The organism is Kitasatospora sp. NPDC053308 (genome assembly GCF_055585785.1).
Window position 1 is genome coordinate 61833 of sequence record NZ_JBVJJY010000004.1, and the last position, 20531, is coordinate 82363.

Consider the following 20531-nt stretch of genomic DNA (forward strand, 5'->3'; position numbering starts at 1 on the left):
CGCCGATCCGAACCCACCCCGGGGGGTGCGGCGCCGCCGTGGTTCACCGACGCGCGGACCTGGTCCGCTGGGTGGACGGTGCACAGCTGCCGGGCTGCCGGCCCAGGGCGGGGGGAACGAGCGGCCGCGCCCGGAGCCCTGCTGCGGCCGGTCCGAGCGGACGGGCCGCAGCAGGTACGCGCGGCTCGCGGGGTCAGGCCTTCTTGACCACGCTGGACTTCAGCTGCATGGCGCCGAAGCCCTCCACCCGGCAGTCGATGTCGTGGCCGTCGACGCCGTCCACCAGACGGATGTTGCGGACCTTGGTGCCGGCCTTGATGCCCGAGGCGCTGCCCTTGACCTTCAGGGCCTTGATCACCGTCACGGTGTCGCCGTCGCTCAGGACGTTGCCGACCGCGTCCTTGATCACCCGCTCACCGGCCCCGGCGGAACCGGCCTCACCGGCGGCGTCCGAGGGCGCCCACTCGTGGCCGCACTCCGGGCAGACCATGAGGGCGTCCATGGCGTAGGTGTATTCGCCGCCGCACTGCGGGCACGGCGGAAGGTTGTCGCTCATACGATCAGGATATCCAGTCATTCGGAGCGCGTTTCCCGAGGTCAGCGGCGCTTGGGCGCCGGGCGCCGCCCTCCCGGGAGGCGCCGGTCGCGCCCGCTGCCGATACTGGGGCCGCGCCCCGGGCGGCAGCCCGCCGCCCCGCTCCGGCCCCGCTCCGGCCCCGTCCCGGCGCCGTGCCGCGCGGACCGTACGGGCCCAGCGGGGCCGCATGGGAACAGCGGGGCTGCACCGGAACAGCGGGGCCGCACGAACGCGGCGGGGCCGCACGGCGGGAGCGAAGCGCGGGAACCGAGGAGGACGCCATGACCGGATCCGTGGTCGTCGGCTACGACGGCTCGCCCGAGAGCCAGGCCGCCACCGTGTGGGCCGCCCACGAGGCGCGCCGCCGCGGCCTGCCGCTCGAACTCCTCCAGGCCTGGCCCTGGCCGAAGCGGGACGTGGTCGGCAGCGACCAGAGCTACCAGCGGGCCCGGAGCCTGCTCACCGACCGGGCCGACGCCCTGCGCGCCCTGGTGCCCGAGGTGACGGTCACCACCTCGTCCGTGACCACCGAGCCGGTCGAGGCCCTGGAGACCGCCGCCCGGAGCGCCGCCGTGCTGGTGCTCGGCTCGCGCGGGCTCGGCACCCTGCGCGGCTACCTGGTCGGCTCGGTCAGCCAGGAGGTGCTGCGCCGGGCCGTCCGCCCGGTGGTGCTCGTCCGCGCGCGTGACGACGCGGGCGGCGCCGGGGTCGAGCACGCGGGCGGGGACGTCGGCGGGCAGGAGCCGAGCGGCCCGGTGACGGTCGGCCTCGACCTGACGCACCAGGCCGAGCCGGTCCTCGCCTTCGCCTTCGAGGCCGCCGCGCTCCGCTCGGCGCCGCTGCGCGTCGTCCACGTCTGGGCCCCGCCGCCCGGCAGCGAGCACATGTCCTACGGCGCCATCGGCGGCCTGGAGGGCGAGGTCGCCGGCTCCGAGCGGGCCGACCTCGCCGAGGCCCTGGAGTCCTGGCGGGCCCGGCACCCCGAGGTGGAGGTGAGGGCCGAGCTGGTCCGGGGCAAGCCCGCCGTGGAACTCGTGGACGCGGCGGCCGGCGCCCGGCTGCTGGTCGTGGGCCGCCGCAGCCGCCACGCGCCGCTGCGCCACCACCACCTCGGTCCGGTGGCCCACGCCGCAATCCACCATGTGCACGGCCCGGTCGCCGTCGTCCCGTACGACTGATCCGGGCCGTCAGCCCCGGCCGGCGGTGTCCTCGTCCGCCGACTCCGCGAGGTCCGCCGACTCTGCGGAATCCGCCGACTCCGCGAGGTCCGCCGACTCTGCGGAATCCGCGGACTCCGCGAGGCCCACGGAGTCCCCGGAGTCGGCGAGGTCCGGGGAGGCCGCGAAGTCCAGGGAGGCCGCGCAGTCCAGGGAGCCCGGGGAAGCCGGGGAGTCCACGAAGCCCGCGAAGCACGGGTAGCCCGGCAGCGGTGCCACCCGCCAGCCGCCGGCGACCTCCCGCAGCAGGCTCCGCACCGTCTCCGCGAACGCCGGGAACTCCTCCAGCCCCGCCGCGGCCTGCCAGCGGTGCCGGAGCACCTGGCGCGTGGTGGGCACCGGCCGCCGGGTGCGGTGCATGGGGCGGTCCTCGGCCGTGCGCGACAGCAGGCCCAGCGTCGCGTTCACCGTACACACGGCGACGGCCCGCCGCATTCCGGCCTCCCACACCGCGTCCTCGGCCAGCCCCGGGTAGACCGGGACGACCTCCGCCCGGTACGCCGCCTCGACCCGCCGGGCGAGCCCCGGCGGCAGGGCGAAGACGCACCAGCAGGTCGAGAACGGCATCCGGCAGTACGCCGCGGTCAGGAACACCGACTGGTAGCAGGCCACCTCGAAGTCGAGCAGCCGCAGGCCGTCCGCGGTGAGCAGGTTGTTGTCCGGGCAGGTGTCCCCCGGGCTGAACGCGGGGTACTCCTCGCCGCCCGCCGTGCCGATCCGGGCGAGGTCCGCGCCGAGGCCGGCCGGCACGGCGACCCCGGCCGCCTCCACCGCCTCGGGGAACCGGGCGGCGGCCCGCGCGATCCACGGCTCGTCGTCCCAGGTCGGCATCCCCCGGTCGAAGCGCGTCCACAGCCCGGTGAGCTCCTCGCGCCGGCCCACGGACCGGGCCGCCAACCGGCCGAGCCCGCCCGCCCAGGCCAGCAGTCCCTGCTCGGCGGCCTTGGGGTCGTCGCCCAGCAGCACGTCGGCCAGGGTCGGTGCCTCCCCGAGGTCCTCCAGGACCAGCAGCGGCACCTCCGGGTCCACGCCGAGCACCGCAGGGCCGGCCAGGCCGAGCGAGAGCCCGGCCGCCTCCGCGGTGAAGCCGCGCAGCGCGTCCGGCCCGCCGGTGTAGGCCTTGACGATGACGCTGCGGCCGTCGGCCGTCCGGCAGCGCAGCACGGACGAGCGGGCGCTCCCGCCCAGGTCGACGGGGTCGGACAGGGTGGTGGTCAGGACGCGCTCGGCGGCGCGCAGGATCTCGATCATCCGGCCCATCCTGCCGCCCGCCGGCCCACCGCCGCCGCCGTTTCCGGCCGAAAGCCCGGACCTTCCGGGGCCGCGGGACGCCCGCCCTGTCCCGGCACCCGCAACCCGCCCCGCCTCCGCCCCGCCGCGCCCTGCGGGGTGGGCCGTCAGCGCCCGGCCAGCAGGCCGCGGACGAAGGCCGCCTGGCCGACGTGCTGGAGGTCGTCGGCGATCACGCTGATCAGCCGCACTGCCAGGGTGACCGGGGGCTGCCACGACGTGTCGACGATCCGGGCGAGGGACCGCCCGTCGAGGCCGCGCACGTAGTCGACGGTCCGGGTGTGGACGGCCTCGTGGTAGCCCAGGAGCAGGTCGGCGGTGGCGGTGACCTCGGCGACCTGCGCGGGTCGGTGCCCGTAGCCGGTGGACGACACGGGGAACGGCAGGGCGAACCGCGCCGCCCAGCCGTCCGCGGTCCAGACCTGTTCGCGACCCGCCGCGTCGGCGAGGTGGTCGTCCTGTACCCGGGTGAGGTGCCAGACCAGCCAGGCGATCGAGTTGGCCGAATCCCGCGCCCGGAAGGCCAGTTGCTCGGGGGAAAGTCCGTCGACCACGTCGGCGACCGTCTCACGGATCCGGTCGAACGCGTCCACGAGAAGATCGGTGCTGGTCACACCGGCCACGGTCGCCTCCAGGTCGAGTACCCCCGTCCCCACCCGGCGGCGTGGCGGGGCGCCCGCCGCCCGACGATTGTGTCCCGCCCGGGGAGCCCCGGCCACCGGGACGGGCCCGGCGGGCGTACGGGACCCGCGGGCCTACGGGACCCGCGGGCCTACGGGACCCGCGGGCCTACGGGACCCGCGGGCGTACGGGACCGGCGGGCCTACGGGCCGGTTCGAGTCCGGCAGCGTGCTGCCGGAGACGGCTGCGACGAGGATGGGACGCAGCCGCGTCATAGGGTGGACGCACGCGCGACCCAGCCGCCCGGTCCACCCCGAGGAGCCCGCCATGGCCGATCCCATCCGTGCCCACCTGCTCGCCACCATCGAACTCGCGGACAGCGCGCGGGCGCACGGCAACCACCCCTTCGGCGCGCTGCTGACCGACTCCGCCGGCGAGGTCCTGCTCACCGCCGAGAACACCGTCCTGAGCGACCACGACGTCACCGCCCACGCGGAGACCAACCTGGTACGGCGGGCCTGCCGCACGCTGCCCCCGGCGAAGCTCGGCGAGGTCACCCTCTACAGCAGCACCGAACCGTGCGCGATGTGCGCCGGAGCGATCTACTGGAGCGGCATCCGGCGCGTCGTCTACGCGCTCTCCGCACCGCAGTTGAACGCCATCGCCGGCGTCGACCCGGACGAGCCGGTGCTCGACCTGCCGTGCCGCCAGGTCTTCGCGGCCGGCGGCGGCACCGTGGAGGTCTCGGGGCCTCACCTGTACGAGGAGGCCGCCGCCTCGCACACCGGGTACTGGGGCTGACCGGTCGGCCGTCCGCGGCGGGCCGGCCGGCCCGCCCGCCGCGGCGCGCTAGAGTCCCTGGCATGAGCGAGCCCGTACCCCCGCCCTTCGGGAACTTCCCAACTGCCTTCGCCGCACTGGACGTTCACGCGGACCTCGCCGCCCCCGTAGCCGACGCCCTGAAGAACTGGGACGCCCGGGAGGCGGCCGCCGCCGTGCTCTTCGTGGACACCGACCCCGAGAAGGCGGACACCGCGGTGTTCTGCGCCGCCTACGAGACGCCGCCGGAGCTCTCCGCGAACTGCGTGGTGGTCGCCGCCAAGCGCGCCGGTGAGACCACCCACGCCGCCTGCCTCGCCCTCGCCACCACGCGGGTGGACGTGAACCGTACGGTCCGCACCCGCCTCGGCGCGCGCAAGGCCTCCTTCGCCCCGATGGACACCGCGGTCGAGCTGACCGGCATGGAGTACGGCGGCATCACCCCCGTCGGCTTGCCCGGCGGCTGGCCGCTGCTGATCGACGAGGCGGTGGCCGCGGCCCCGTACGTCCTGGTCGGCAGCGGTCGGCGCCGGGGCAAGCTGATCCTGCCCGGGTGGGCGCTGGCGCGGCTGCCGGGGGCCGAGGTGCTGCCGGGCCTGGCCGGCTGAGCCGCCGCGCGCGGCGGCGGACGTCACCCGGCTGCCGGGCCGTACTGGCGGCGCCGTCCGGCCGCCCCCACCGTGGTGGAGGGGGCGACGACCGACAGGACGGTGACTCATGGTGGACGCCAACGACTCCGTTCCCCGCGTCGTGGTCGGTGTCGACGGTTCGCCGTCGTCGCAGGCCGCGCTGCGCTGGGGGATCCGGCACGCCACGCTGATCGGCGGCGTGGTGGAAGCGGTGGGCGCCTGGGAGCCTCCGAGCCACTACGGCTGGTCGGCGCCCGTGGTGGACATGTCCTTCGACCGGGACCAGGCCGAGCGGCGGTTCACCGAGGAGCTCCACGCGGTGCTCGGCGCGGACCGCCCCGTCGAGGTGCGGCCGAGGATGGTGATGGGCGATCCCTCGGACGTCCTGCTGAACGCGTCGAAGGGCGCCGAGGTCCTGGTGGTGGGCAGCCACGGCCGGGGCGGCTTCACCCGCGCCCTGCTCGGCTCGGTCAGCACCCGCTGCGCGCAGCACGCCGACTGCCCGGTGGTCATTATCCGCGCCAAGTGAGCCCTCCCCGCCGGGTGAGCCCGCCAGGGCCCGTCCGGCGCCGGCAGCTGTGTGCCCCGGCCGGAGCGCCGCGGGCCCGCCGGGCGCGGGAGCTCGCCGCAGGGCATCCGCGCCGAGTCCCGCTACGCGGCGCCGCTGACGCCGGTGGCGACGAAGCGGCGGTGCAGCCGGCGGAATTCCACCTGGGGCTCTCCGGTGATGCCGGCGTTCCGGACCGCGCGCGCCAGCCGTTCGGCGAAGAACGTCTCGAAGGCCTGCCGGGACTCCCAGACGTCGGTCACGTTCGGGCCCTGCTCGTCGGACCAGGCGATGTGCGGCTGCGCGCCGGCCGGCTCGACCTCCTCCCAGCGGACCTCGTCACGCACCGAGTCGTACTGCTCGGGGGTGGCACCGGCCCACCGCATCGACATCACCACGCTCATCTCACCGCTCCTTCGCTCCCGTCGGCTCGCCGCCGCGGTCCGATGTCCGCCCCTTCCAGCCGACTCCCGTCCGGGCCCGGACGCACCTCGGGCCCGCGCCGGCCGCGCCGGCCGCGGTGGCGGGCGTCCGACGCCCCTGCCCGTCCGCCCCGGATGCACCCGGGCGTGCGGAGTGGTCGACTCGACACGACGGGAGGTTTCGGGGGCCGTCACGGAGAGGAGCCGACCGATGCCGAAGGTGTCCAAGCAGTCCGCGACGAACGTCCAGGAGTTCGGTCCGGTGACCGACCGCCGCGAGGAGATGAACGGCTACACCGTCGAATTCGTCTCCTTCGCGGCCGACGCCGACCTGGACGAGCCGCTGCAGTCGCTGCCCGACGGGAGGTGCCAGTGCCCGCACTGGGGCTACGTCATCGCCGGGCGCATGCGCTTCGTCTTCGCCGACCACGAGGAGGTGTACGAGGCCGGCGACGCCTTCTACCAGCCGCCGGGCCACCGACCGTACGTCGGCGCCGGGACGGAGCTGCTGCAGTTCAGCCCCACCGACGCGCTGGCCCGCACCGAGCAGGCGATCGCCGACTGGATGGGCCGTCGGCAGGGCGGCACGCCGTAGGCCCCGGGCCCGGCCCCCGCGCGGGGGCCGGGCCGGTCGCCGTCATCCCGCCGGACGTTCCGGGTGGGTCAGGTTGGCGCCGCCACGGGGGTCGAAGACGTGGATCCGGGCGGTGTCGACCCACAGCTCCAGCGGGCCGCCCTCGGTGGCGCGGGTCGCGGTGTTGAGCCGCGCGACGACGCGGTGCCCCTGCATGCCGGTGTCGGCCCGGCCCGAGTCGGCGGCCAGTTCGGCGAGTTCCTCGGTGGCCGCGGGCCCGCCCTCCTCGGTGAAGTGGACGTACACGTCCGAGCCGACCGACTCCCGGACGTCGACGGTCACCGTGACGGTGACTCCACCGGGGTGCTCGACCAGGGCCGCGTCCTCGAAGTCCTCCGGCCGGATGCCGACGATCAGCTCGCGCGGCGCGTCCGCGCGCTCCAGGGCGCGCCGGGTGCGGTCGTCGAGCGGCAGGTCGCCCAGGGAGGTGCGCAGCGCGTTCTCCTCCAGCGTGGCGCCGAGGAAGTTCATCCCGGGTGAGCCGATGAACCCGGCGACGAACAGGTTCACGGGCTCGTCGTAGAGGTGCTGCGGCGAGCCGACCTGCTGGACCACGCCGGCCCGCATGACGACCACCCGGTCGCCGAGGGTCATGGCCTCCACCTGGTCGTGGGTGACGTAGACGGTGGTGGTGCCGAGGCGGCGCTGCAGGGCGGCGATCTGGGTGCGCATCTGGACCCGGAGCTTGGCGTCCAGGTTGGACAGCGGCTCGTCCATCAGGAAGGCCTTGGGGTCGCGGACGATCGCCCGCCCCATCGCGACCCGTTGGCGCTGCCCGCCGGAGAGGTTCGCGGGCTTGCGGTCGAGGTGCTGCGTGAGGTCCAGGACGCGAGCGGCCTCCTCGACCTTGGCGGCGATGGTCGCCTTGTCGGCCTTGGCGAGGCGCAGCGCGAAGCCCATGTTGTCGCGCACGCTCATGTGCGGGTACAGGGCGTAGCTCTGGAAGACCATCGCGATGTCGCGGTCCTTGGGCGCGCGGTCGTTGACCACCTCGCCGGCGATCCGCAGGGTGCCCTCGGTGATGTCCTCCAGTCCGGCGATCATGTTGAGCGTGGTGGACTTGCCGCAGCCGGAGGGGCCCACCAGGATCACGAACTCGCCGTCGGCGATGGTGAGGTTGACGTCGCGGACGGCGAGGGCGCCGTCGGGGTAGCGCTTGGTGATGCCGTCGAGGACGATCTCGGCCACGGTCCGCCTTCCTGGTCCCGCCGGGGGCGGCGGGGTCGTCGTGTGGGTCTCAACCCTTGACTGCGCCGGCGGTGAGCCCGGCGACGATGCGGCGCTGGAAGAGCAGCACGAAGACCACGATCGGGATCGTGATGATCACGGCGGCGGCCGCGATCGAGCCGGTCGGCTGCTCGAACTGGGAACTCCCGGTGAAGAAGGCGATGGCGGCCGGTACGGTCCTGGCCGAGGTGGTGGAGGTCAGCGAGATCGCGAACAGGAAGTCGTTCCAGCAGAAGATGAAGACCAGGATGCCGGTGGTGAACACGCCGGGTGCCGCCAGCGGCGCGATGACCAGCCGGAACGCCTGCCAGGGAGTGGCGCCGTCGACCTTGGCCGCCTTCTCCAGGTCCCACGGGATCTCGCGGAAGAACGCGGAGAGCGTGTAGATCGCCAGCGGCAGCGAGAAGGTCATGTACGGGATGATCAGCCCGGCCCAGGTGTCGAACAGGCCGAGCACCCGCTCGATGTTGAACAGCGGGGAGACCAGCGAGATCGGCGGGAACATCGCGATCAGCAGGGACACCCCGATCAGCAGCCGCTTGCCGGGGAAGCGCAGCCGGGCCACCGCGTAGGCCGCCATGGTGCCGAGGACGACGGCGATGACGGTGGAGATCACCGCGATCCCGATCGAGTTGACCAGGGCCCGGGTGAACTCGGAGGTCTCGAAGATGCCGCGGTAGTTGGCCCAGGTCCACTTGCGCGGCACGAAGTTGCCGTCGGTGAGGGTGGCCGGGTCCTTGAAGGACAGCGCCACGATCCACCACACCGGGAAGAGCGCGTAGAGGACGACCACCAGGTTGGCGATGCCCCAGCCGGTCAGGGCCCGGGCGTGACGGGTGCTCATCGGCGCTCCGGTTCGGCGCCGGGCGTCGCCGCGCCGAACAGCTTGACGAAGACCAGCGCGATGAGGGCCACGCAGACGAAGATCAGGACCGAGATCGCCGAGCCGATGCCCAGGTTGAGCGCGGTGAACAGGTTGTCGTAGCCGAGGATCGAGACCGAGCCGGTACCGTTGGAGCCGCCGGTCAGCACGTAGATGTTGTCGAAGATCCGGAAGGCGTCCAGGGTGCGGAAGAGCAGGGCGACCAGGATCGCCGGCTTCATCAGCGGCAGGATCACCAGGCGCAGCCGCTGGCCGAAGCTCGCGCCGTCGACCATGGCGGCCCGGACGGTCTCCTCGGGCACCAGCGCCAGGCCGGCGAGCAGCAGCAGGGCCATGAACGGGGTGGTCTTCCAGACCTCGGCGAGGATGATCAGTCCGACGGCGGGCCACTGCTCGGTCAGCGGGGCGCTGCCCTCCGGCAGCAGGGCGGCCAGGTACCCGGTGCCGGGCGTCCAGGCGTACTGCCAGGAGTAGGCGGCCACGACGGTCACGATCCCGTACGGCACCAGGACGGCGGTGCGGACGGTGCCGCGGCCGACGACGGCGCGGTGCATCACCAGGGCGAGCGCCAGGCCGAGGAGCAGTTCGACGGCGACGGACACCGCGGTGATCAGCACGGTGACGCCGAGCGCCTGCCACCAGAACGGCGAGGTCAGCACCGCGCCGTAGTTGGCGAGCCCGACCCAGTGCGCCTGCGCGGGGAAGCGCAGGTCGTAGCGCTGCAGCGAGAGGTAGACGGCGTAGCCGATCGGGTAGGCCGTGACGGCCAGCATCACGACGACCGCGGGAGCGCACAGCAGCAGGCCGAGCCTGCGCTCCTGGCGGGCGCCCCGGGAGGGCCCGGCGGGCGGCCGGACGGCCGCCGCGCGGGCTCCGGTCGGTGGGGTCACGGGATCAGTCCCTTCGAGCCGAGGGCGTCCTGGATCTGCCCGCGGAGGTCGGCCACGTCCTTCTCCGGGTTGATGCCGGCGGGTGGGGAGAGGGTGTGCGAGACGGCGATGGACACGTTCTGGTAGGCGGGGGTCTGCGGCCGGATGCTCGCGGAGTCGAGGGCGGCCAGCACCTCGGCGGCGAACGGGTAGCTCTGGGTCAGTTCGCCCGCCTGGTAGAGGCTGCGCAGGGAGGGCGGGAGGCCACCCTTGAGCGCGTTGGTGAGCTGGTTGTCCCGGTCGCGCAGGCACAGGGTGGCCTCGAAGGCGAGGTCGGCGTGCCGACTGTAGGCGCCGACCGCGAGGTCGATCCCGCCGATGGTGACGCTGGCGGGGCGGTCGGGAGTCACCGCCGGGTACGGGGCCCAGCGGAAGTGCGGGAACAGCTGCGGCTGGTTGGCCTTCATCGAGGGGTAGACGAAGGGGTAGTTGAGCTCGAAGGCGGCCGTGCCGGACTCCATGGCGAGCCGGTTCTGGTCCTCCATCTGGTTCGGCAGCGAGGGGTCGGCGGCCGCGGAGGTCGCCAGGTCGTGCATCACGGTGGCGGCGGCGACGGCCGGCGCGCCGAGCGAGGGGGCCTGGGCGTCGGGGGTGAGGATCGAGCCGCCGGCGCTGGTGACCAGGGTGTTGAACCAGACGGTCAGTCCCTCGTACTGGGCGCCCTGGATCTCCACCAGGTGCGGTTTGCCGGCCCGGGCCAGCTCCTCGGCCCGGGCCAGCATCTCCGCCCAGGTCCTCGGCGGGGTCTGCACCAAGTCGTCGCGGTACCAGAGGAGTTGGGTGTTGGAGTTGTACGGGACGGCGTACAGCCGGTCGTGCCAGGTCGCTGTCTTCACCGCCGCGTCCAGGGTGTCGGCGGTGCCCCGGTCGCGCAGCTGCCCGGTCCACTCCCGGATCCAGCCGGCCTCGGCGAACTCGGCGGGCCAGGTGACGTCCAGGCCCAGGATGTCGACGTCGGTGTCGTGCGCGGCCATCCGCCGTACCAGTTGCTGGCGTTGGCCGTCCGCCCCGCGCGGCAGCTTGTTGTAGCGGATCAGGTAGCGCCCGCCGGACTGCTGTCCGCACCGGTCGGCGGCCTGCTGGAGCGCGCCCGAATCGTCCGGGAAGTTGTACCAGTTGAGCGTGACGGGGCCGCTCTGCCCGCCGCTCCCGCAGCCCGCCAGGGCGGACGCGACCACGGCCAGCCCGGCGGCGGCACTCGCCCACCGTGAGCGGAGACTGGGGACCCTCGGCATCGTTCTCCCGTGGTGGGGCGGACCGGTCCGGCCGACCTTAGGGGGCCGCCCCGCCCGGCACCGGTGCGCCGCGCCGTGGACCCGCCGGACGGGCGAACCGGCCGGCCGTCGGCACGGCCGGGAACGGTGGGGCGGGGCACGGTGGGGCGGGGCACGGTGGGGCGGGGCACGGTGGTGTGGGGAACGGTGGGGCCGGCCGTCGGCACGGCCGGGAACGGTGGGGCCGGGAACGGCCGGGAGCGGCGGGCCGTCAGGGGCGGGCTGCGCGGCCGGCCGTGGTCGCCCGGTCGAGGTGGCGGGCCAGTACGGGCAGGTGCCCGGCGGGGTCGTCGGTGTGCAGGATGGTCCGGGGCAGGGCGCGGGCGAGCGCGCCGACGGTGGCGAGGGCGTGCGCCTCCCCCTCGGTCAGGCCCTCCTGGAGGGCGATCAGCCCGTCCAGCCTCTCGGTCAGGTACTCGGGTACCCCGCCGGTCTCGGCATCCGTGGGGTCGAGGTCCCGTCCGCAGGCGAGCAGGGCGACGGCGAACTCGGCCAGCCGGACGCCGCCGGTGCGCGCGGCCAGCTCGCACACCCAGGCGACGGCCCGGCTCGCCGCGGCCGCCGCCTCCAGCAGGGCGGCGGCGAGCGCCGCGCCCTGCGGGTCCTCGGCGGTGCGCGCGGCCTCGGCGGCCAGCCGGTCCGCGGTGTCGGCCCGGCGGACGGCGAGGAGCACGGTCTCCGCGTCGGGGTGCTGGAAGGGTGTCCGGAACTCGCTGTCGTCGGTCATGCCCTGTCCAACGGCCGCTCGGCCGTCCGGGTCACGGACCACGCCCGCGCGCGCCCTTCCGGGCCCCGCGCTCCCGGCGCGCGGCGCCGCCGGTGGTCCCCGCCCTTCCGTGCGTGACCAGGCTCTCGGGTGCTCGACCCGGCCGCCGTGGGCGGTGCGACCGACCCGCCACGGCCGGCGGACCACCGCCCGGCGGCCGGGAGCCGCGCCGACCGTCTCGCGTGCGGGCGGCCGGGCCCGGAAGGACGACCGGCCGGGCGCTCGCGGGGCGGCCCCTCCGGTGGCCGGCGGCGCGTGCCGGCCGTTGCGGGCGTTCAGGACGTTCCCGGCGCCCCGGGCGTCCCGGGCGTCCCCGCGCGTCCCGGGCGTTCAGGGCCGGGCCGGCCGGCCCGGCCGGTCGGGGCCGTCCTGCCCGTGGGCGTCCGGAGCCTGCCACTGCGGGTGCTCGTGTTCGGCCCAGGACCGCTCCACCAGTCCGGTGCGCATCCCGCGCCGGGACTCCGGATCCCGCCAGGCCATCCGGACGTGGCCGAGGACCACGACCGCGATGGCCCCGGCCAGCCAGTCGTGCACGAAGGTGGCGCCGGTCCGCCACGCGGGCGGGGCGAGGTGGGTGAGCCACATCAGCAGGCCGGTGCCGATGATCACCAGCATCGTGCCGAGCGTCCACTGCGCGTACAGCTTCTGGCCCGCGTTGAACTTGCCGGCCGGCCGGTCCCAGGAGCGGCGCCGCACGGCCCGCAGCCAGGCCCAGTCCGCCGGGGTGAAGCGGCTGAGCCGGGTGACGTCGGCCCGGAACGCCCGGGAGGCGAGGCCGAGCAGCAGCGGGACGGGCAGGGCCAGCCCGCACCACACGTGCACGGTGACGACCAGCGGGCGGTTGCCGACCAGGGTGGCGAGCGGCGCCAGGTAGAGGCAGGCGGCCGTGGCCAGGCAGACGCCCATCAGCACGGCGGTGGTGCGGTGCACCCAGCGCTCGGCGCGGGTGAAACGGAGGACCAGCCCGGCCCGGGTCTCGTCCGTCGGGCGCTCGTCCATCGTGGTCTCGTCCGTGGTGGTCGGAGGGTTCCGGATCGGTTCAGCTCGTCGGTTCATCGGACCGCCCGTTCGACCGGCCGACCCAGGCGTCGACGTCATAACCGTTCTGCTCCCAGTAGCCCGGCTCCACCGAGCCGGTGACGGTGATGCCCGAGAGCCACTTCGCGGACTTGTAGAAGTACATCGGCGCGACGTACAGCCGCACCGGCCCGCCGTGGTCGTGCGAGATCGGGTTGTCCTGCATCCGCAGCGCCACCAGCACGTCGTCGCGGCGCGCCTGCTCCAGGGTGAGGCTCTCGGTGTACTCGCCGTCGAAGCAGTCGAAGCGCACGGCCTTCGCCCCGGCCTTCACCCCGGCGGCGTCCAGCAGGTGGGACAGCGGCACGCCCTCGAACGGGGTGTGCGGCACCCGCCAGCCGGTGACGCACTGGACGTCCTTGACCAGCCGGCGCTGCGGCATCGCCCGCAGGTCGGCCAGCCGGTGCGCGGCCGGGCGCTCCACCATGCCGCCGACGGTGAGCGTGTAGTCCGCTTCGTCCCGCCGGGGGACGGAGGTCACCACCGAGTAGTAGCGGAAGCCGTTGTTGCCGGGCAGCAGCCCGCTGAGCCCGCTCGGGTCCCGTTCGGCCAGCGCCGACTCGGCGCGCTGCAGGTACGGGCCGATCGCGACGCCGGCCGCGCCGAGGCCGAGCAGTCCGAGGACGACCCGTCGGCCCACCGGGCTGCCCTCGGGATGGTGCTTGTCTCTGGTCACGCCCCCGATTCGACCAGGTCGGGGACGGGCCCGGCCAGGGGCGGGGGCGATCCGTCAGCATTTCGTCATGAACTCCCCGGACCGGGGGCGCGTGCTGCACGAAGGCCGCGAGGACGGTGAGCTCGATCAGGGCACGGGCCCTCCGGATCGGGCACCCGGACGGGCACCCGGCCGTCGCGGCGTGGCCGGTCCTCCGGCCGGGCCGAGGAGGAGCCGGGCGGCCGTCGGGGGCGTGGCACGGACCGTCCGGGCGGCTCGGCTCAGGCCCCCGGCGTCCGGGCACCGGGATGCCCGTGGCCGTCCAGTCGCTGCTGGGCGGTGTGCCAGGCCTCGGTGACGGCGCGTCGGGCGGCGGCCGTCGCGCCCGCGATGTCGCCCTGCGGGTGGAACGGCGCGCCGAGGTGGACGTGCAGGGCGGGGCGCCGCAGCGGGGCGGTGGCGAGCCCGGCGAGCTGCTTGACGGCGCCGCCCGAGCTCAGTCGACGGGCGCCGCACTGGCCGAGCGGCACGACGGGGGCGCCGCTCACCGCCGCGAGCCGGGCCAGGCCGGTGCGGAAGGCACCCGGCTCCGCGTCGCGCGGGTCCCGGCGCTTCGGCAGGCCGCCCTCGCCGTAGATCAGCACGACCCGGCCGGCCGCGAGCGCGACCGCGGCCTCGTCGAGCGCGGCGGCGGCGTGGGCCTTCCCCCGGTGGACCGGGATGTGCCCGCCGGCCCGCAGGACCCCGCCGAGCACGGGCACCCGCCACAGCCCGGCGGTCGCCATCACCACCGGCTCGGTGCCCACCCGGCGCAGCGCGGCCAGCACCACGCCCGGGTCGGCGAGCGAGCTGTGGTTGGCCGCGACGATGCTGCCCGGCGCGACCGGCCCGGCCACCTCGGAGGTGACGGTCAGGCGGCCGAGGGCGGGGATCAGCGTGCTGGCGATCCGGCTGAGCATGCGGTGGTTCCTTCGTGGCCTGGGGTGGAGTGGGTGCCCCCATCCTCGTGGAGTGCGGGCGCCGGCCGCCTGAGTAGCCGTACTCAGTCCGGAGCGGGATTCCTCCCGGATCCGGCATGAGGCGGATCCCGTGGGAGCCGGGTCCCGCGTGAGGCGGACCCGGCGTGCGGCGGACCCCGCGTGAGGCGGACCCCGCGTGAGGCGGACCCCGCGTGAGGCGGACCCCGCGTGAGGCGGATCCGGCGTGCGCCCGAGGGGGCCCGGTCACCCTCCGGTTCCTCGATGCCGGCGTCCCGGCCGACGCCGCGCGCTGTCCGGAAATCGCCGCTTGTCCGTAATGAACGGTTGTGTTCCCTATCTCCCGGGACTACTGTCGGTGGAAGTGAACGAATCCGCCCTCTCCCATCGTTCGCTCCCGAGCCATTGGGGAACCTGCCATGGCCACTCCGCGTGCCCTGGCCACGGCTCCGCCCGCGACCGCACGTCGGGGCCAGCACCCAGGGATAGCCCTCACCGTCATCGCGGCCACGCAGCTCATGGTCGTCCTCGACATCACGATCGTGAACATCGCGCTGCCGCACATCCAGTCGGCGCTGAAGTTCAACACCACCGACCTGTCCTGGGTGATCAACGCCTACACCCTGACCTTCGGCGGACTGCTGCTGCTCGGAGGCCGGGCGGGCGACATCCTCGGCCGACGGCGGGTGTTCATCGCCGGCGTCCTGGTCTTCAGCCTGGCCTCGCTGCTGGCCGGCGTCGCCCAGTCCTCCGCCTGGCTGCTGGCCGCGCGGGCGCTGCAGGGCCTCGGCGGCGCGATCGCCTCGCCGACCGCCCTCGCGCTGATCGCCACCAACTTCAAGGAGGGCCCGGAGCGCAACCGGGCCTTCGGTGTGTTCTCCGCCGTCGCGGGCGCGGGCGGCGCGATCGGCCTGCTGCTCGGCGGGATGCTGACGTCCTGGCTGTCCTGGCGCTGGGTGTTCTTCGTCAATGTGCCGATCGGCATCGCGATCGCCCTGCTGGCGCCGCTCTACATCAACGAGTCCGAACGGCACCCCGGACGCTTCGACCTCACCGGCGCGTTCACCGCCACCACCGGCATGGTCTCGCTGGTGTACGGCTTCATCCGCGCCTCCGAGCACGGCTGGACGGACCCCGTGACGCTCACCGCGTTCAGTCTCGCCGTCGCCCTGCTCGCCGCGTTCCTGGTCAACGAGCGGCGGGTGCCCCAGCCGATCACCCCGCTGCACCTGTTCCGCGACCGCAACCGCTCCGGCGCGTACGGGCTGATGCTCTGCGTGGCCGCGGCGATGTTCAGCATCTTCTTCTTCATCACCCTGTTCGTGCAGGAGATCCTCGGATTCAGCCCGCTGCGGGCGGGCATCGCCTTCCTGCCGATCAGCGTGGCCATCATCACCGCCGCCCAGTTCGCCGCCCGCAACCAACTGCGCTACGGGCCCAAGCCGTTCCTGGTCGCCGGCTCCGTCCTGGTGCTCGCCGGAGTCGCGTGGGCGAGCCAGATCGACGTCGACACCAGCTACGTCGGCGGCATCCTCGGCCCGACCCTGCTCTTCGGCTTCGGCATGGGCTCGATCTTCGTCCCGGTGATGCTCACCGCCGTCTCCCGGGTCGCCCCGCACGAGACCGGCGCGGCCACCGGCATGCTCAACACCACGCAGCAGGTCGGCGGTTCCCTCGGCCTGTCGATCATGGTCACGGTCTACGGCACCGCCAGCCGCAACGAGGCGCGCCAGCAGGCCGGGAAGTTCCTCCAACAGGCCACGCCCGAGCAGCTGCTCCGATTCAAGGCGACCGGCAGACTGCCCACCCCGTACTCCTCCGAGGTCCTGGTCCACGGCATCGCCAGCGCCTTCCAGCTGGGCCTGGTCTTCGCCGGCCTGGCGGTGGTGATCGCCACGCTCGTCATCAAAGTCCGCCGACTGCCCGAGACGACGGGTGTCGGTCCGACAGGTGTCGGTCCGGCGGGCGGCGCTCCGGCGAGAGTCGCTGCTTCGGAAGGCGGAGGCGGCCCGGCGGGAGGCGGTGCTCCGGGAGGCGGCCCGGCGGGAGGCGGCCCGGCGGGCCGCAGTGCTTGACAGGGCGTCAGGCTGAGCGGGAGAGTCTTGTGTGCAATGGTTTTCATCTTCGATAACCATCACGCGCCCCCGTGCCCGCACGCCGAAAGAGGACACACCCATGTCGCTCGACGTCTCCCCCGCCCTCCTCGCCCAGGCCCGGGAGGGCCACGTCGACGAGGCCGAGTTCCTGGCCACCGTCCGCGTCTCGCTCCCGTACGCCTACCAGGTCGTGGCCGGGCTCAGCACCGAACTCGCGGCCGGTGACGAGGAGTTCGCCACCGACAACACCACGCCCAGCGACGAGGAGCGCGCCCAGCTGCTGCGCGCGCTCGCCAGCAACGCCATCCGGGGCAGCCTGGAGGACCACTTCGGGGTCAAGCTCGCCTTCGTCAACTGCCACCGCGTCGGCGCCTTCCGGCCCGGCGCCGAGGACAGCGAGGCGTACCGCGAGTTCACCTCGCTGCACAACCAGATCCGCAACCAGAGCCCGGAACTGCGCAGCTGCTGACGGCCGGCGGGAGGGTGGGCCCCCGGCCCGGGCGGGGGCCCACCCTCCGGTGGCGGTCGCGTTGCGCCGCCTTGCCGCGTGTTGCCGGGTGTTGCGCACCGGTGTCCGGATCACCTGCCGATCTTGTCGGGGCGGGGTGCGGATGCGTACGTTCGGAGGGCACCACCGGTCCGGTCCCTCCTGTCGGGGCCGCCTCACACCCTGCGGAGCCGCCACCATGTCGCCGGACCCTCGCCCGCTGCGCAAGCTCGGCTTCCTCACCATCGGACTCTTCGACGAGGCCGACCCGCGCCGGGGCCACGAGTCCACCCTCGACCTCGTCACCCTCGGCGAACAGCTCGGTTTCGACAGCGCCTGGCTGCGCCACCGCCACCTCCAGTACGGGATCTCCTCCCCGCTCACCGTCCTCGCCGCCGCCACCCAGCGCACCGGCCGCATCCAGCTCGGCACCGCCGTCACCCCGCTCGGCTGGGAGAACCCGCTGCGGCTCGCCGAGGACCTCGCCACCGTGGACGTGCTCTCCGGCGGCCGGCTCAACCCCGGCTTCAGCGTCGGCCCGCCCATCCACTACGAGCACGTGCGCGGCGCGCTCTACCCCGACACCGCCGAGCAGGAGGACTTCAGCCCGCGGCGCGCCGAACGCCTGCTCGCCCTCGTCCGCGGCGGGGACGCCTCCGACTTCGCCGGCACCGAGGGCATCGAGGTCTACTCGCGCCGGGTCCAGCCGCACTCCCCCGGCCTCGCCTCCCGGCTCTGGTACGGCGCCGGCAGCCTGCGCTCCGCGCGCTGGGCCGGCGAGCAGGGGCTCAACCTGCTCACCAGCAGCGTGGTCAAGGCCGAGACGGACGACGGGCCGCAGGACTTCGGCACGCTCCAGGCCGCCCTGATCCACGCCTTCCGCGAGCGGCACCCGGACGGCGAACGGGCCCGGGTCTCCCAGGGCCTGGTGGTCATCCCCACCGACAGCGCGACACCCGAACAGCGCGCCAAGTACGAGGCGTACGCCCGCGCCCGCACCCCGCGCACCCTCACCCCGCAGGGACCGGCCCGGCTGCTGTTCGCCCCGGACCTGGTCGGCACCTCCGAGGAGCTCGTCGAGCGGCTGCACGCCCACGCGGGCTACCGGGAGGTCGACGAAGTCGCCTTCGCCCTGCCGTTCGACTTCGCGTACGAGGACTATGTGCAGATCCTCACGGACCTCGCCACCCGCCTCGGCCCGGCCCTCGGCTGGCAGCCGGCGGCGGACGCGGGCTGACCGGGCGGCCTCCCACACCTCCGGCCGACCGGTACCGAGCCGGGCAGGGTTCAGAACTCTGCCGTGTCCAGGTCGAGTTCGAAGGGTGCGGGGAGCCGCACCGGAACCCCGAACGGGTGCGGCCCCTCGACCCGGGTGTAGCCGAGCGACCCGGACTGGGAGAACAGCGTGCAGGTCCGCTCCTGGCGATCCACCAGCAGGTAGAGCGGCGCCCCGTACTGCGCGCACCGCCGGCGCTTGACGGTCCGGTCGGTGTCACCGTTCGAGGGCGGGGCGACCTCGACCACCAAGACCGTCTGGTCGGGCAGCAACGCGCCTGGATGGTTCCGTGCCAGTTCAGCCGGCACACAACAGCGAGATCTGGGATGTAGTAGTTCTCCGTACCGGGCAGATCAAGGTTGCCGGACCCTACACGCAAACCGAGTTCGAGCTGTCGTGAGGTGATGTGAAGCCGAATCAGGTCGACGGCGGTCTCGTGTTCCCACGATCGCGACACAGGGGTGATGACTCCCTCGATGATCTCGACGCGCTCACCCGCGAGGTGCTGAATCGCGTACGTGAGGGCTTGTTCCGGGTTCGGCACACGGCTGTAGTCGCCTGGGCCGACATGCGCTGTGCTCACGTGCTGCGCTCCTGTCCGGCGCCGGTATCAGCCGACGGGCTGCCCCGCGGGAAAGACCATCGGTGCCTCGCGGCCGCGTCCTCGCACTTCACCGGTCCCCACCCCGCCGGATCCGGCCAAGCTCTAGTCATATGACTAAGCGCTTGCTTAGAATCGGCCCCGCCGCTATCCGCGAGCCGATTCTGTGACCAGGAGACGTCATGACCGCAGACACCGCAGTCAACCGCCAGATCCGCCTTGCCCGGCGGCCGGTCGGCGAGGTCCGGGCGGAGGACTGGGCACACGGGAGCGAGGCGGTCGGGGTGCCCGGGGACGGGGAGTTCCTGGGGCGGACGCGGTACGTGTCGCTGGACCCGGCGATGCGGGGGTGGCTGGACGACCGGCCGTCGTACCTGCCGCCGGTGGGGCTGGGCGAGGTGATGCGGGCTGGCTCGGTCGTGGAGGTCGTCGCGTCGAACCACCCGAAGTTCCGGGTCGGGGACCACGTGGTCGGCGCCTTCGGGGTCCAGGAGTACGCGGTGTCGGACGGCAAGGGCGCCATCACCGTGGACCCCGCGCTGGCGCCGCTGTCGACGTACCTCGGCGCCCTCGGGATGCCGGGCATGACGGCGTACTTCGGGCTGCTGGAGGTCGGGGCGCTCAAGGAGGGCGAGACCGTGGTGGTCTCCGGCGCCGCCGGGGCGGTCGGCAGCATCGTCGGGCAGATCGCCAAGGTGAAGGGCTGCCGGGTGGTCGGCATCGCGGGCGGTCCCGAGAAGTGCGCGCTGCTCACGGAGGAGCTCGGCTTCGACGCGGCGATCGACTACCGCGCCGAGGACGTCCGCAAGGCGCTGCGCACGCACGCCCCGGACGGCATCGACGTCTACTTCGACAACGTCGGCGGCCCGATCCTGGACGCCGCGCTGACCCGCCTCGCGATGCACGCCCGGGTGGTGATCTGCGGCGCGATCAGCCAGTACAACAACGAGACCGCCGTCGAGGGCCCGTCCAACTACCTGTCACTGCTGGTGCGGCGGGCCCGGATGGAGGGCTTCGTGGTCTTCGACTACGCCCGCCGGTACACGGAGGCCGCCGCCGAGATCGCGGGCTGGATCGGCGACGGCCGGATCAAGGTCAAGGAGCAGGTGGTGGAGGGCACCGTGGACGACTTCCCGGAGACCTTCCAGATGCTGTTCCGCGGCGAGAACACCGGCAAGCTCGTACTCCGCCTGGTCTGACCCCGTCACGAGGCGGACCTTCTCGGGCGGCCGCGTCCCCCGCGCGGCCGCCCGACGCCGGACCGGCCCTTCAGCTGCCCTGATCGCGGCCACCCCCGCTCCCGGCGGAGCCGCGGCTCTGCAGCAGGCCGGTGGCGGCGGCGGCGAGCGTGAGCACGCTGAGGCCGAGGTAGCCGAGGACGCACCGCCGCACGGTGCGGAAGGCCCGCCGGGTGGCGGCGCCGTCGAGGCGGGTGCCGTGGTCGCTTCCGGTGTCGCTGTGGATGCTGGTCATGGACCCATCGTGGGCGTGGGACCGGTGCGCGCGGCAGTGTGCTCGCACACCGGG

General features: G+C 74.1%; 22 protein-coding genes and 1 pseudogene. 9 read left to right on the forward strand and 14 right to left on the reverse strand.

Annotated elements, in window-relative coordinates; all coding sequences use genetic code 11:
* Positions 1-193: 193 nt before the first annotated feature.
* Entirely contained in the window at positions 194-556 is a 363-nt protein-coding gene (locus ACZ6Y7_RS10950) for a zinc ribbon domain-containing protein YjdM (protein ID WP_465757565.1), read from the reverse strand.
* Positions 557-858: 302 nt separating this feature from the next.
* Between ACZ6Y7_RS10950 and ACZ6Y7_RS10955 the strand changes: the two genes are divergently transcribed.
* On the forward strand, positions 859-1755 hold the full coding sequence (locus tag ACZ6Y7_RS10955) for a universal stress protein (RefSeq protein ID WP_465757566.1): 897 nt from the start codon (positions 859-861) through the stop codon (positions 1753-1755).
* 9 nt (positions 1756-1764) lie between these two features.
* Here ACZ6Y7_RS10955 and ACZ6Y7_RS10960 read toward each other — a convergent pair whose 3' ends face one another.
* Positions 1765-3045, reverse strand: coding sequence for a hypothetical protein (locus tag ACZ6Y7_RS10960; protein ID WP_465757567.1), 1281 nt, complete (start codon positions 3043-3045; stop codon positions 1765-1767).
* Between the two features lie 146 nt (positions 3046-3191).
* Positions 3192-3698, reverse strand: a complete 507-nt coding sequence (locus tag ACZ6Y7_RS10965) for a mycothiol transferase (protein WP_465757568.1) — start codon at positions 3696-3698, stop codon at positions 3192-3194.
* Positions 3699-4032: 334 nt separating this feature from the next.
* On the opposite strand from ACZ6Y7_RS10965, the gene ACZ6Y7_RS10970 reads away from it, so the two are divergent.
* The 3 genes from ACZ6Y7_RS10970 to ACZ6Y7_RS10980 all read left to right on the forward strand — a co-directional run bounded on the left by ACZ6Y7_RS10970 (position 4033) and on the right by ACZ6Y7_RS10980 (position 5682).
* Entirely contained in the window at positions 4033-4506 is a 474-nt protein-coding gene (locus ACZ6Y7_RS10970) for a nucleoside deaminase (RefSeq protein ID WP_465757569.1), read from the forward strand.
* Between the two features lie 62 nt (positions 4507-4568).
* A complete protein-coding gene (locus ACZ6Y7_RS10975; RefSeq protein WP_465757570.1) occupies positions 4569-5132 on the forward strand; it encodes a YbaK/EbsC family protein in 564 nt (187 codons plus the stop codon).
* Between the two features lie 109 nt (positions 5133-5241).
* On the forward strand, positions 5242-5682 hold the full coding sequence (locus ACZ6Y7_RS10980) for a universal stress protein (protein WP_465757571.1): 441 nt from the start codon (positions 5242-5244) through the stop codon (positions 5680-5682).
* Between the two features lie 122 nt (positions 5683-5804).
* Here ACZ6Y7_RS10980 and ACZ6Y7_RS10985 read toward each other — a convergent pair whose 3' ends face one another.
* A complete protein-coding gene (locus ACZ6Y7_RS10985) occupies positions 5805-6104 on the reverse strand; it encodes a hypothetical protein (protein WP_465757572.1) in 300 nt (99 codons plus the stop codon).
* A 229-nt stretch (positions 6105-6333) separates the two neighbouring features.
* Here ACZ6Y7_RS10985 and ACZ6Y7_RS10990 point away from each other — a divergent pair, with 229 nt between their 5' ends.
* Complete coding sequence (locus tag ACZ6Y7_RS10990) at positions 6334-6717, forward strand: cupin domain-containing protein (protein WP_465757573.1); 384 nt, start codon at positions 6334-6336, stop codon at positions 6715-6717.
* Positions 6718-6759: 42 nt separating this feature from the next.
* Here the strand turns inward: ACZ6Y7_RS10990 and ACZ6Y7_RS10995 are convergent, their stop codons facing one another.
* From ACZ6Y7_RS10995 to ACZ6Y7_RS11030, 8 genes are all read right to left on the reverse strand, one after another.
* The gene (locus tag ACZ6Y7_RS10995) at positions 6760-7944 is read right to left on the reverse strand and encodes an ABC transporter ATP-binding protein (protein WP_465757574.1); all 1185 of its coding nucleotides are present in this window, start codon (positions 7942-7944) and stop codon (positions 6760-6762) included.
* 49 nt (positions 7945-7993) lie between these two features.
* A complete protein-coding gene (locus ACZ6Y7_RS11000) occupies positions 7994-8827 on the reverse strand; it encodes a carbohydrate ABC transporter permease (RefSeq protein WP_465757575.1) in 834 nt (277 codons plus the stop codon).
* On the reverse strand, positions 8824-9756 hold the full coding sequence (locus tag ACZ6Y7_RS11005) for a carbohydrate ABC transporter permease (protein WP_465757576.1): 933 nt from the start codon (positions 9754-9756) through the stop codon (positions 8824-8826). The genes ACZ6Y7_RS11000 and ACZ6Y7_RS11005 overlap by 4 nt, the downstream gene beginning before the upstream one ends.
* The gene (locus tag ACZ6Y7_RS11010; RefSeq protein WP_465757577.1) at positions 9753-11030 is read right to left on the reverse strand and encodes an ABC transporter substrate-binding protein; all 1278 of its coding nucleotides are present in this window, start codon (positions 11028-11030) and stop codon (positions 9753-9755) included. Before ACZ6Y7_RS11010 ends, ACZ6Y7_RS11005 begins: the two co-directional genes overlap by 4 nt.
* A 250-nt stretch (positions 11031-11280) precedes the next feature.
* Positions 11281-11796, reverse strand: coding sequence for a hypothetical protein (locus tag ACZ6Y7_RS11015; protein ID WP_465757578.1), 516 nt, complete (start codon positions 11794-11796; stop codon positions 11281-11283).
* 369 nt (positions 11797-12165) lie between these two features.
* The gene (locus tag ACZ6Y7_RS11020; RefSeq protein ID WP_465757579.1) at positions 12166-12834 is read right to left on the reverse strand and encodes a cytochrome b/b6 domain-containing protein; all 669 of its coding nucleotides are present in this window, start codon (positions 12832-12834) and stop codon (positions 12166-12168) included.
* A gap of 40 nt (positions 12835-12874) precedes the next feature.
* Positions 12875-13588: a molybdopterin-dependent oxidoreductase gene (locus ACZ6Y7_RS11025; protein WP_465757580.1), complete on the reverse strand. Its 714-nt coding sequence runs from the start codon at positions 13586-13588 to the stop codon at positions 12875-12877.
* 260 nt (positions 13589-13848) lie between these two features.
* Entirely contained in the window at positions 13849-14526 is a 678-nt protein-coding gene (locus tag ACZ6Y7_RS11030; RefSeq protein ID WP_465757581.1) for a lysophospholipid acyltransferase family protein, read from the reverse strand.
* A gap of 437 nt (positions 14527-14963) precedes the next feature.
* On the opposite strand from ACZ6Y7_RS11030, the gene ACZ6Y7_RS11035 reads away from it, so the two are divergent.
* The 3 genes from ACZ6Y7_RS11035 (at position 14964) to ACZ6Y7_RS11045 (ending at position 18364) form a co-directional block, all read left to right on the forward strand.
* Positions 14964-16619, forward strand: a complete 1656-nt coding sequence (locus ACZ6Y7_RS11035; protein ID WP_465757582.1) for an MFS transporter — start codon at positions 14964-14966, stop codon at positions 16617-16619.
* A 100-nt stretch (positions 16620-16719) separates the two neighbouring features.
* Positions 16720-17109 (forward strand): SCO5389 family protein, encoded by a 390-nt coding sequence (locus ACZ6Y7_RS11040; RefSeq protein ID WP_465757583.1) that lies wholly within the window; start codon positions 16720-16722, stop codon positions 17107-17109.
* 217 nt (positions 17110-17326) lie between these two features.
* Positions 17327-18364, forward strand: a complete 1038-nt coding sequence (locus ACZ6Y7_RS11045) for an LLM class flavin-dependent oxidoreductase (RefSeq protein ID WP_465757584.1) — start codon at positions 17327-17329, stop codon at positions 18362-18364.
* A 50-nt stretch (positions 18365-18414) separates the two neighbouring features.
* Here the strand turns inward: ACZ6Y7_RS11045 and ACZ6Y7_RS11050 are convergent.
* A pseudogene (locus ACZ6Y7_RS11050) lies at positions 18415-18986 on the reverse strand (Uma2 family endonuclease).
* 200 nt (positions 18987-19186) lie between these two features.
* Between ACZ6Y7_RS11050 and ACZ6Y7_RS11055 the strand changes: the two are divergent.
* The gene (locus ACZ6Y7_RS11055; RefSeq protein WP_465757585.1) at positions 19187-20203 is read left to right on the forward strand and encodes an NADP-dependent oxidoreductase; all 1017 of its coding nucleotides are present in this window, start codon (positions 19187-19189) and stop codon (positions 20201-20203) included.
* Between the two features lie 70 nt (positions 20204-20273).
* On the opposite strand, the gene ACZ6Y7_RS11060 is transcribed toward ACZ6Y7_RS11055, so the two are convergent.
* On the reverse strand, positions 20274-20477 hold the full coding sequence (locus ACZ6Y7_RS11060) for a hypothetical protein (RefSeq protein WP_465757586.1): 204 nt from the start codon (positions 20475-20477) through the stop codon (positions 20274-20276).
* Between the last annotated feature and the right edge of the window lie 54 nt (positions 20478-20531).